Source organism: Actinomadura montaniterrae (genome assembly GCF_008923365.1).
In the GTDB taxonomy this organism is placed as follows: domain Bacteria; phylum Actinomycetota; class Actinomycetes; order Streptosporangiales; family Streptosporangiaceae; genus Spirillospora; species Spirillospora montaniterrae.
Map to the genome: position 1 here is coordinate 1 of NZ_WBMR01000283.1, position 10,719 is coordinate 10,719.

Consider the following 10,719-nt stretch of genomic DNA (forward strand, 5'->3'; position numbering starts at 1 on the left):
CCGCTGCCGTCCGCCGCCGCGGCCCTCGCCGCGGTGACCGGCGCGCTCGCCGCGTCCCGCGCGCGCCCCCGCGCCGCCGTCCGAGCCGGGTACGCCCTGATGGCCACCGGCATCGCCCTGGCCCTCGCCGCCGGGCCCACCGGACGCTGGACCCCGGTCGTCCTGCTCGTCCCGCTCGGCACCGGCGCCGGCCTCGCCCTCGCCGCCTCCCTGCGGGACGCGCAGGTCGGCGCGGCGCTGTTCGGCCTCTCCCTGTGCTTCCCCGCCGTCCTCACCGGACAGCTCTTCGTGCTCTCGCTGCAGGCGGACCGGCTGCGGCGCGCGGACGCGCCCGCCGGCCCAGGGCACCTCGACGCGCTCGCCGCCGGCTACCGCGCCTGGCTCCTCGTCGCCGGCGCGGCCGCCGTCCTGCTCGCCGCCCTCACCCTGCGCGTCATCGCCCGGCACCGGCGCGCCGGAGAACGACACGGCCGAGCCGGACAACGGCACGACCGCGCAGGACAACGACACGACCGCGCCGGACAACGGCGCGGCGCCGCCCGGCACCACGGCCGCGCCGCCGAATCCGCTCCCGCCCCGGAAGCCGGGTAGGATTCGCGCGCTCACCCAATCTGAATTCCTCAAGGAGAAACACACGTGTCCGAGCGCACTCTCGTCCTGGTCAAGCCCGACGGCGTCCGGCGCGGTGTCGTCGGCGAGGTCGTCTCCCGGATCGAGCGCAAGGGCCTGACGCTCGTCGCGCTCGAACTGCGCACCCTCGCCCGCGAGACCGCCGAGACCCACTACGAGGAGCACGCCGACAAGCCGTTCTTCGGCGAGCTGGTCGAGTTCATCACCGGCGGCCCGCTCGTCGCCATGGTCGTCGAGGGCCCGCGCGCCATCGAGGCGTTCCGCGCCCTGGCCGGCGCCACCGACCCGGTCAGCGCCACGCCCGGCACCATCCGCGGCGACTTCGCCCTGGAGATCGGCGAGAACATCGTCCACGGCTCCGACTCCACCTACTCCGCCGAGCGCGAGATCAAGCTCTTCTTCCCCGAGCTCGGCTGACCTCCTCCAGGGGCCGTCCCCTGGAACCCCGCCACGTCCGGCAGGCCGTGGGACGGGTCGCGCACGACACGCGGGCCGGAGTTCTCCGGCCCGCGTTGCTTTAGCCAAAAGCGGGCTGCTCAGGACCCGTTTTTTGGGCGACGCGCGGAGCGGGGGCGACTGCCCGCGAGCGCGCCTGCACGTTACGATGGACACGCCGCTATACACGCCCGACAATCATGAAGGGCTCCCTTTCTTCATGGGTAACAAGCTGTCGTTTCTCGGCCGTGACATGGCGGTCGACCTTGGCACCGCCAACACGCTCGTGTACGTGCGGGGGCGCGGCATCGTCCTCAACGAGCCGTCCGTGGTCGCGATCAACACCAACACCGGCAAGATCGTCGCGGTGGGCATCGAGGCCAAGCGGATGATCGGCCGCACGCCCGGCAACATCGTGGCGGTCCGCCCGCTCAAGGACGGTGTGATCGCCGACTTCGACGTCACCGAGCGGATGCTCCGCTACTTCATCCAGAAGGTCCACAAACGCCGGCACTTCGCCAAGCCGCGGATCGTGGTGGCCGTGCCGAGCGGGATCACCGGGGTGGAGCAGCGCGCCGTCAAGGACGCCGGCTACCAGGCCGGGGCCCGGCGCGTGTACATCATCGAGGAGCCGATGGCCGCCGCGATCGGCGCCGGGCTGCCCGTCTACGAGCCGACCGGCAACATGGTGGTCGACATCGGCGGCGGCACCACCGAGGTCGCGATCATCTCCCTCGGCGGCATCGTGACGAGCCAGTCGGTGCGGGTCGGCGGCGACGAGCTGGACCAGGCGGTCATCTCCTTCTCCAAGAAGGAGTACTCGCTGATGCTCGGGGAAAGGACCGCCGAGGAGATCAAGATGGCGATCGGGTCCGCCTATCCCGGCGGCGACGAGGAGCCGCACGCCGAGATCCGCGGCCGCGACCTCGTCAGCGGGCTGCCCAAGACCGTCGTGATCTCCGCCGAGGAGGTCAGGCGGGCGATCGAGGAACCGGTCAACGCCGTCGTGGACGCGGTGAAGACCACGCTCGACAAGTGCCCGCCCGAGCTCTCCGGCGACATCATGGACCGCGGGATCGCCCTGACGGGCGGCGGCGCGCTGCTGAAGAACCTGGACGAGCGGCTCCGCGAGGAGACCGGCATGCCGATCCACCTGGTGGACAACCCGCTCGACTCGGTCGTGCTCGGCACCGGCAAGTGCGTCGAGGACTTCGAGTCGCTCCGGCAGGTCCTCGTACCGGAGTCGCGGCACTGAACCGGCCGCGGCACTGAACTACCGGCGGCGACCACAGAATCCGGAGGTCGGTGGGTGAAGGACACCCGGCGCACCCGCGCGGTCCTCGGCGTGCTGCTCGTCGCGGCCCTCGCGATGATCACCGTGGACTACCGCGGCGGCGACCACTCGCCGCTGAGCGGGCTGAGAAGCGTCGGCGCGGCCGTGTTCGGGCCGGTCGAGCGGGCGTCGGCGTCGGTGGTGCGGCCCGTCGGCAACACCTTCGACGCGATCACCGACGCGCCGGGCGAGAAGCGCCGCGCCGACCGGCTCGCCCGCGACAACCAGCGGCTGCGCGAGCAGCTGCGCTCCACCCGGCTCGACCAGGGCCGCTCCGCGCAGCTGCAGCGGCTGCTCGGCACCGCCGGGATGGGCGGCTACAAGATCCTCGCCGCGCAGGTGATCTCCGCCGGGCAGGGCTTCGAGGACACCGTCACCATCGACGCGGGCAGCAGCAGCGGCGTCCGCCCCGACATGACCGTGATGAGCGCGGACGGGCTCGTCGGCCGGGTCACCCGGGTCGGCCCCGCCACCGCGACCGTGCTGCTCGCCACCGACCAGACCTCGTCCGTCGGGTCCCGCCTGGAGGACTCCAAGGAGATCGGCATCGTGCAGGGCACCGGGCGGCGCGGCCTCGGCGGCGGCGCCACCCCGCTGCGCTTCCAGCTGCTGGACGCGAGCGCGCCGATGCGGGTCGGGCAGCGGCTCGTCACGCTCGGCTCGCAGGGCGAGCGCCCGTACGTGCCGGGCGTCCCGATCGGCACCGTGGAGCGCATCGACGCCGCGTCCGGCGGGCTGACCCGCACCGCCTACGTCAAGCCGTTCGTGCACTTCACCAGCCTGGACGTGGTCGCCGTCGTGGTGGCCCCGCCGAAGACCGACCCGCGCGACGCGGTACTGCCGGCCAAGCCCGCCCCGCCGCCGTCGCCGAGCCCGACGCCGTCCCCCAGCGGCTCGCCCGGCGAAAAGAAGAAGAAGGGCAAGAAGGGACCCAAGACCGAAGCGGACGGCACCGCCACCCCGTCCGCGAACCCGAGCTCGGGGGGATGACGTGCTGAACCCACCGGAGACGTCGCAGACCGGCCGCACCGTCACCACCGTGCTGGTCGTCGTGGTCGCGCTGATCCTGCAGGTGTCGGTGGCCAACCGGCTGCCGCTGCCCGGCGGCGTGCAGCCCGACCTGGTGCTGCTGGCGGTGGTGGCGCTCGCGCTCGTCTTCGGCTCGATGACCGGGATGGTCACCGGGTTCCTCGCGGGCCTCGCCGCCGACATCATCCCGCCCGCCGACCACACCATCGGCCGCTACGCGCTCGTCTACTGCCTCATCGGCTACCTGTGCGGCATCGCGTCCGCCGAGATGGACCGGCAGACGGTCGTGCCGTTCTTCGCGGTCGCCGCCGGCGCCCTCGCGGGCACCGTGCTGTACGCGGTGACCGGCATGATCCTCGGCGATCCGCGCGCCCAGTGGGACACCGTGTCGAGCATGGTGCCGCTGCAGGTCGGCTACGACGTGGTCGCCAGCCCGTTCGTCGTGTGGGCGGTGCTGCGCGTCACCCGCAGGTACGAGCGCGGCGAGCGCTCCCGCGGGGACCGCCTGTCGGTGCCCGCCGCCCGCTACCGCGCGATGTCGGGGCGGGGCGGCGGCCTGTGAACCCGAGAACGCACTTCCGTCTCGTCGTCCTGTACGTGCTGGTCGGGCTGCTGCTGCTGGTCCTGATGGGCCGGCTGTGGAGCATGCAGATCCTCGACGGCTCGCACTACCAGCAGCTCGCCGACCAGAACCGCACCCGCGACATCGTCGTCCCGGCCGTCCGCGGCATGATCCTCGACGACCGCGGGATCCCGCTCGTCCGCAACCGCAGCGCGCTCGTCGTGTCCGTGGACCGGACGACCCTGTCCCGGCAGAAGGACGGCGGCAAGGCCGTGCTGGACCGGCTGGCCGGCGTCCTCGGCACCACCTACCAGGACGTCGCGAACCGCATCCGGCTGTGCGGCCCCGGCATCAAGCGGCCGTGCTGGCCGGGCTCGCCGTACCAGCCGATCCCCGTCGAGGACCACGTCGACCCCAAGCGCGCGCTGCAGATCATGGAGCGGCAGGAGGACTTCCCCGGGGTGACCGCGCAGGTTCAGGCCGTCCGCGACTACCCGCGGCCCGAGGGCGCGACCGCCGCGCAGGTGCTCGGCTACCTGCAGCCGATCACCCAGGAGGAGCTCGACAAGCGCAAGGGTTTGAAGGTCACCGGCTACAGCGGCGTCGACCTGATCGGCCGGGCCGGGCTGGAGGCCCAGTACGACGCGGCGCTGCGCGGCGAGCCCGGGTTCCGCCGGGTGCTGGTCGACAGCCAGGGCCGCGTCACCGGCACCGCCGAGGAGAAGGCGGCCGTGCCGGGCGGCAACCTCGTCACCAGCATCGACGCCGGGGTGCAGGGCGCGGCGGAGAAGGCGCTGAAGCACGCGATCGAGAACGGCCGCAAGGCGGGCCACCCGTCCGACGCGGGCGCCGCCGTGGTGATGGACGTGCAGACCGGCCGGATGGTCGCGATGGCCAGCTACCCGACCTACGACCCCAGCATCTGGACCGGCGGCATCTCCCAGGACGAGTACGACGCGCTGCTCGGCAAGAAGAAGGGCGAGCCACTGATCTCGCGGGTCACCCAGGGCCAGTTCGCGCCGGGCTCCACCTTCAAGATCTCGTCGGTGGCGGCGGCGGTCGGCGACGGCTACCCGCTGAACGGCACCTACCAGTGCCCCGGGTCGTTCGACGTCGGCAGCCGCGCGTTCCACAACTTCGAGGGCGAGGCGCTCGGCTCGATGAACCTGCACACCGCGCTGGTGAAGTCGTGCGACACCGTGTTCTACAAGTTCGCGTACGAGGAGTGGCTGCGCGACGGCGGCATGCACCCGAAGAAGAACCCGTCGGACCCGATGGTGAAGATGGCCCGCGACTACGGGTTCGGCAAGGCCACCGGCATCGACCTGCCGAGCGAGTCCAGCGGCCGCATCCCCGACCGCGGGTGGAAGAAGGACTACTGGGACGCCACCAAGAAGGGCGACTGCAAGGCCGCCAAGACCGGCTTCCCCGACGTGCAGAAGACCGACCCGGCGCGCGCCGCGTACCTGAAGGCCGTCGCGGCGGAGAACTGCGTCGACGGGTACGTGTGGCGCGCCGGTGACGCGGCGAACTTCTCCGTCGGGCAGGGCGACGTGCTGGTCACGCCGCTGCAGCTCGTCCGCGCGTACGCGGCGGTCGCCAACGGCGGCAAGCTGCTGACGCCGCGCCTCGGCCTCGCGGTGATGCGCCCGGACGGCGGCATCGAGCGGCGCATCGCCGACCCGCAGCCGGCGAAGCTGCCGGTCGACCCGAAGGTGCTGGCCTACATCCGCAGCGGCCTCGCGGGCGTCACCAAGAGCGGTACGGCGGCCGGGGCGTTCAACGGCTTCGACTTCAAGAAGGTCGACGTGGCCGGCAAGACCGGCACCGCGGAGGTCTACGGCAAGGACGACAACTCGTGGTTCGCCTCGTTCGGCCCGGTGAAGCACCCGCGGTACGCGGTGGTGGTCATGGTCGCGCAGGGCGGGCAGGGCGCCGTGACGGCGGCGCCGGCCGTCCGGGAGATCTGGGAGGCCATGTACGGGACGAAGAAGCAGAAGCCGCTGCTGAAGGACGGGAAGCTGCCGTCCGACCTGCCGAGCGCGCCCGTCCAGGGGACCGCGCCGTGACCGCGGCGGGCGAGGCGGGCGCGGGGCGCGAGGCGGGCGCGGGCGGCGGCGAGCCGCCGATCGGAGCGGGGCGATGCTGAACAGCACCGGGGCCGGGTCGGTCGGCGGGTACGGCGACCGGAGCCTGTGGCAGGGGAGGCTCGCCGGGCTGCGGAAGCTGGACTGGCCGCTGACCGTCACCGTGCTGGTCCTGTCGGTGGTCGGGGCGCTGCTGGTGCGGTCCGCGACGTTCCAGCTGGCACTCGAGCACGGCGATGACCCCGAGGGCTTCCTCAAGCGGCACATCCTCAACCTGCTCATCGGCTTCGTGCTGGGCGGCGTCGTCACCGTCCTGGACTACCGGCTGCTGCGCGCCTACGTCCCGATCCTGTACGCGCTGGCGTGCGTCGGCCTGCTGGCGGTGCTGACCCCGCTCGGCTCCACGATCAACGGGTCGCACTCGTGGATCGTCATCGGCGGCGGGTTCCAGATCCAGCCGTCGGAGTTCGCGAAGGTCGGCCTGGTGGTGCTGCTCGCGATGATCCTCGGCGAGCCGCGGGACGGGGAGATCGGCCCGGGCCGCCGGGACGTGCTGCTCGCGCTGGCGCTCGCCGGGGTGCCCGGCGTCCTGATCATGCTGCAGCCCGACCTCGGCACCACGCTGGTGTTCATCGCCGTCGTGCTGGGCATGCTCGCGGTCTCCGGGGCGCAGAAGCGCTGGCTGGTCGGGCTCGTCGCCGGCGGCGCGGCGGCCGGGGCCGCGGTGTTCTTCTTCGGGCTGCTGAAGAAGTACCAGATCGACCGGTTCACCGCGTTCCTCGACCCGTCCGCGGACCCGCGCGGCGCCGGCTACAACGCCCAGCAGGCGCGGATCGCGATCGGCTCGGGCGGCCCGTTCGGCAAGGGCCTGTTCAACGGCCAGCAGACCGGCGGGCACTTCGTGCCGGAGCAGCAGACCGACTTCATCTTCACGGTCGCGGGGGAGGAGCTCGGCTTCGTCGGCGCCGCCGTGATCGTCCTGCTGCTCGGCGTCGTGCTGTGGCGGGGGCTGCGGATCGCGTCCCAGGCCGCCGACCTGTTCGGCACGCTGGTGGCGACCGGGGTGGTGTGCTGGCTGGCGTTCCAGACGTTCGAGAACGTCGGCATGACGCTGGGCATCATGCCGATCACGGGCCTGCCGCTGCCGTTCGTGTCCTACGGCGGGTCCGCGACGTTCGCCAACATGATCGCCTTCGGCCTGCTGCAGGCCGTGCACATCCGCCGCCGTCCCTTCGACTAGCCGCCCGTTCGACTGGGCGGGCGGCGGTAGGCTGGGCGTTCATCCCATGTCTGCAGCACGGAGGACACCGCCATGCCTGTCGAGTCGCTCTTCCCGCGCCTGGAGCCGCTGCTCCCGAGCGTGCAGAAGCCGATTCAGTACGTCGGCGGTGAGCTGAACTCGCAGGTCAAGGACTGGGACGGCACCGACGTCCGGTGGGCGCTGATGTACCCGGACGCCTACGAGGTCGGGCTGCCGAACCAGGGCGTCCAGATCCTCTACGAGATCCTGAACGAGCGGGAGGGCGTCCTGGCGGAGCGGACCTACTCGGTCTGGCCCGACATGGAGGCCGTCATGCGCGAGCACGGCATCCCGCAGTTCACCGTCGACGCGCACCGCCCGGTCGCCGCGTTCGACGTGTTCGGGGTGTCGTTCTCCACCGAGCTCGGCTACACCAACCTGCTGACGGCGCTGGACCTCGCGGGCATCCCGCTGGACGCGGCGGACCGCACCGGCGAGCACCCGATCGTGGTCGCGGGCGGGCACGCGGCGTTCAACCCCGAGCCGATCGCCGACTTCGTCGACGCGGCGGTGCTCGGCGACGGCGAGGAGATCGCGCTGGCGATCACCGAGGTCGTCCGGGAGTGGAAGGGCGAGGGGTCGCCCGGCGGCCGCGACGAGCTGCTGATGCGGCTCGCGGCGTCCGGCGGGGTGTACGTGCCGCGCTTCTACGACGTGACGTACCTGCCCGACGGGCGGATCCAGCGGGTCGCGCCGAACCGTCCGGGCGTGCCGTGGCGGGTCGAGAAGCACACCGTCATGGACCTCGACCAGTGGCCGTACCCGAAGAAGCCGCTGGTGCCGCTGGCGGAGACGGTGCACGAGCGGTTCAGCGTGGAGATCTTCCGGGGCTGCACCCGCGGCTGCCGGTTCTGCCAGGCCGGGATGATCACCCGTCCGGTGCGGGAGCGGTCGATCACCACGATCGGCGACATGGTCGAGCAGGGGCTGAAGGAGTCCGGGTTCCAGGAGGTCGGGCTGCTCAGCCTGTCCAGCGCCGACCACAGCGAGATCGGCGACGTCGCCAAGGGCCTCGCCGACCGCTACGAGGGCACGAACACCTCGCTGTCGCTGCCGTCCACCCGGGTGGACGCCTTCAACATCACGCTCGCGAACGAGTTCTCCCGCGGCGGCCGGCGGTCCGGGCTGACGTTCGCGCCGGAGGGCGGCTCCGAGCGGATGCGCAAGGTGATCAACAAGATGGTCACCGAGGACGACCTGATCCGCACCGTCACCACCGCGTACGAGAACGGCTGGCGGCAGGTCAAGCTGTACTTCATGTGCGGCCTGCCCACCGAGGAGGACGAGGACGTCCTCGCGATCGCGGGCATGGCGAAGCGGGTCATCCAGGCGGGCCGCGAGGCGACCGGCCGCAAGGACATCCGCTGCACGGTGTCGATCGGCGGGTTCGTGCCGAAGCCGCACACCCCGTTCCAGTGGGCCGCGCAGTGCGACCACGAGACCGTCGACCGCCGCCTGAAGGCCCTCAAGGACGAGCTGCGCGGCGACAAGGAGTACGGCCGCGCGATCGGCCTGCGCTACCACGACGGGCAGCCGTCCATCGTCGAGGGCCTGCTGTCGCGCGGCGACCGCCGCGTCGGCAAGGTCATCCGCGCGGTGTGGGAGGACGGCGGCCGGTTCGACGGCTGGAGCGAGCACTTCTCCTACGAGCGCTGGACGGCGTGCGCCGAGAAGGCCTTCGCCGGCGAGCCCGTCGACCTGGACTGGTACACCGTCCGGGAGCGCGACGAGGTCGAGGTGCTGCCCTGGGACCACCTCGACGCGGGCCTGGACCGCGAGTGGCTCTGGCAGGACTGGCAGGACGCCGTCGACGAGACCGAGGTCGAGGACTGCCGCTGGACGCCCTGCTACGACTGCGGCGTGTGCCCGACCATGGGCACGGAGATCCAGATCGGCCCGACGGGCCGGAAGCTGCTTCCGCTTTCGGTCGTCTGACGACGGCCGGCACCGCGCGGCACGCCCGCGAAACGCCCCTGGAATCAGGCTTTTCGGGCCCGTGGCCTGCGCGGGCGCCGCGGTTCGGGGGAAGGGGCCCGGCGCAACGATGCCCGCCGCCCCGTACTCTATAGGGAGACCTTGTTTTTCGACTCGGCACGAGTAGGAAGGACCAGAACCCTGGCACCCATGCCGGAGGGACCGGCGCCGGCCCCCGTGATCCAGCGACTGCGCGTGCGCTATGCGAAGCGCGGCAGGCTGCGGTTCACGAGCCACCGCGACATTTCCCGGGCCGTGGAACGCGCCGTACGGCGCGCCGGGATCCCTGTCGCGTTCAGCGGCGGATTCACCCCCCACCCGAAGATCTCGTACGCGGGTGCGGCGGCGACCGGGGTTGCCAGCGAGGCGGAGTACCTCGAGATCGGGCTGACCGAGACCCGCGACCCTGCGCGGGTGCAGGCCGATCTCGACGCGGCCCTGCCCCCCGGGCTCGACATCGTGGATGTCGTGCCGGCCGGGCCGGGACGCGCCGGCGACGCGCAGGCCAGACCGGCCGCGCTCGCCGATCGGCTCGAGGCGTCCGAATGGCGGATCCGGCTGGACGGGGTGGCGCAGGACGCCGCCGCCGCTGCCGTGGCCGCCTTCATGGCCGCCGGGAGCATCGAGGTCGAGCGCCTCACCAAGAAGGGGCGGCGCCGGTTCGACGTGCGCGCTGCCGTGTCCTCCTGTGAGCTGGACCGGCGCGCCGCGGAGGCGGCGGATGCCCCTTGTGCGATACTTCGAATGGTTGTTCGGCATTCCACACCGGCCGTACGACCCGACGACATCCTCACCGGACTGCGCCAGGTCGCCGACCTCGCGCCGCCGTCACCACCGCTGGTGACCAGGCTGGCGCAGGGGCCCCTGGACGCGGCCACCGGTGGCCTCGCGGATCCCCTGGATCCGGACCGGGAGACCGGCCTGCCGACCGGCGACGACGCCGGCCCGGCCGGCGGCGCGCGGCCGCGCCCCGGGGACCCCGCGAGCGCGGATGCCGTCAGCGCCTGATCGTGAGACCGAAGCCGTGGCGACACGGAACCGGTCCCGCAGGGGACGGCGGGCGCACCCCCGACGACTTCGTCGTCACGACCGGACCACCGTCCGGCGGTGACGACGCCGATGACTGACGGAGCGCTCCCGCGCGGCGCACCGCACGGACCGCCCCCTGGCGGAACGAGCGGTCGCGCCCGGGAGCCTGACGGGAGATTGCCCGGATGCTTGATAACGAAGCCGATGCGGCCAACGCCGAAGGCACCGAAGAGACCACTGGAACCGCCGGAACCGCGGCCGGAGGCGCGGGAACGGGGAACGGCGGCGAGAACGGCGCCGCCGCGGGCGTGACGTCGCGCTCGCGCCGCCGGGCGAGCCG

General features: G+C 72.5%; 8 protein-coding genes and 1 pseudogene. All 9 read left to right on the forward strand.

Annotated features, from left to right (window positions below; translation table 11 throughout):
• Positions 1 to 591: pseudogene (locus F9B16_RS51800) on the forward strand (hypothetical protein); the annotation flags it as partial.
• Positions 592 to 636: 45 nt separating this feature from the next.
• Positions 637 to 1,047: a nucleoside-diphosphate kinase gene (gene ndk, locus F9B16_RS45380; RefSeq protein WP_151546475.1), complete on the forward strand. Its 411-nt coding sequence runs from the start codon at positions 637 to 639 to the stop codon at positions 1,045 to 1,047.
• Between the two features lie 238 nt (positions 1,048 to 1,285).
• Positions 1,286 to 2,320, forward strand: a complete 1,035-nt coding sequence (locus tag F9B16_RS45385; RefSeq protein ID WP_151546476.1) for a rod shape-determining protein — start codon at positions 1,286 to 1,288, stop codon at positions 2,318 to 2,320.
• Positions 2,321 to 2,374: 54 nt separating this feature from the next.
• Positions 2,375 to 3,388 (forward strand): rod shape-determining protein MreC, encoded by a 1,014-nt coding sequence (mreC, locus tag F9B16_RS45390; RefSeq protein ID WP_151546477.1) that lies wholly within the window; start codon positions 2,375 to 2,377, stop codon positions 3,386 to 3,388.
• A gap of 1 nt (position 3,389) precedes the next feature.
• Positions 3,390 to 3,989, forward strand: a complete 600-nt coding sequence (mreD, locus tag F9B16_RS45395) for a rod shape-determining protein MreD (RefSeq protein WP_151546478.1) — start codon at positions 3,390 to 3,392, stop codon at positions 3,987 to 3,989.
• On the forward strand, positions 3,986 to 6,058 hold the full coding sequence (gene mrdA / locus F9B16_RS45400; protein ID WP_151546479.1) for a penicillin-binding protein 2: 2,073 nt from the start codon (positions 3,986 to 3,988) through the stop codon (positions 6,056 to 6,058). Before mreD ends, mrdA begins: the two co-directional genes overlap by 4 nt.
• A gap of 73 nt (positions 6,059 to 6,131) precedes the next feature.
• Positions 6,132 to 7,316 carry a rod shape-determining protein RodA gene (gene rodA / locus F9B16_RS45405; protein ID WP_151546480.1) on the forward strand — a complete coding sequence of 395 codons (1,185 nt, stop codon included), beginning with the start codon at positions 6,132 to 6,134 and terminating at the stop codon, positions 7,314 to 7,316.
• A 72-nt stretch (positions 7,317 to 7,388) separates the two neighbouring features.
• On the forward strand, positions 7,389 to 9,311 hold the full coding sequence (locus F9B16_RS45410) for a TIGR03960 family B12-binding radical SAM protein (protein ID WP_151546481.1): 1,923 nt from the start codon (positions 7,389 to 7,391) through the stop codon (positions 9,309 to 9,311).
• A 189-nt stretch (positions 9,312 to 9,500) separates the two neighbouring features.
• Positions 9,501 to 10,358, forward strand: coding sequence for a TIGR03936 family radical SAM-associated protein (locus F9B16_RS45415; protein WP_192809321.1), 858 nt, complete (start codon positions 9,501 to 9,503; stop codon positions 10,356 to 10,358).
• The last annotated feature ends 361 nt before the right edge of the window (positions 10,359 to 10,719 follow it).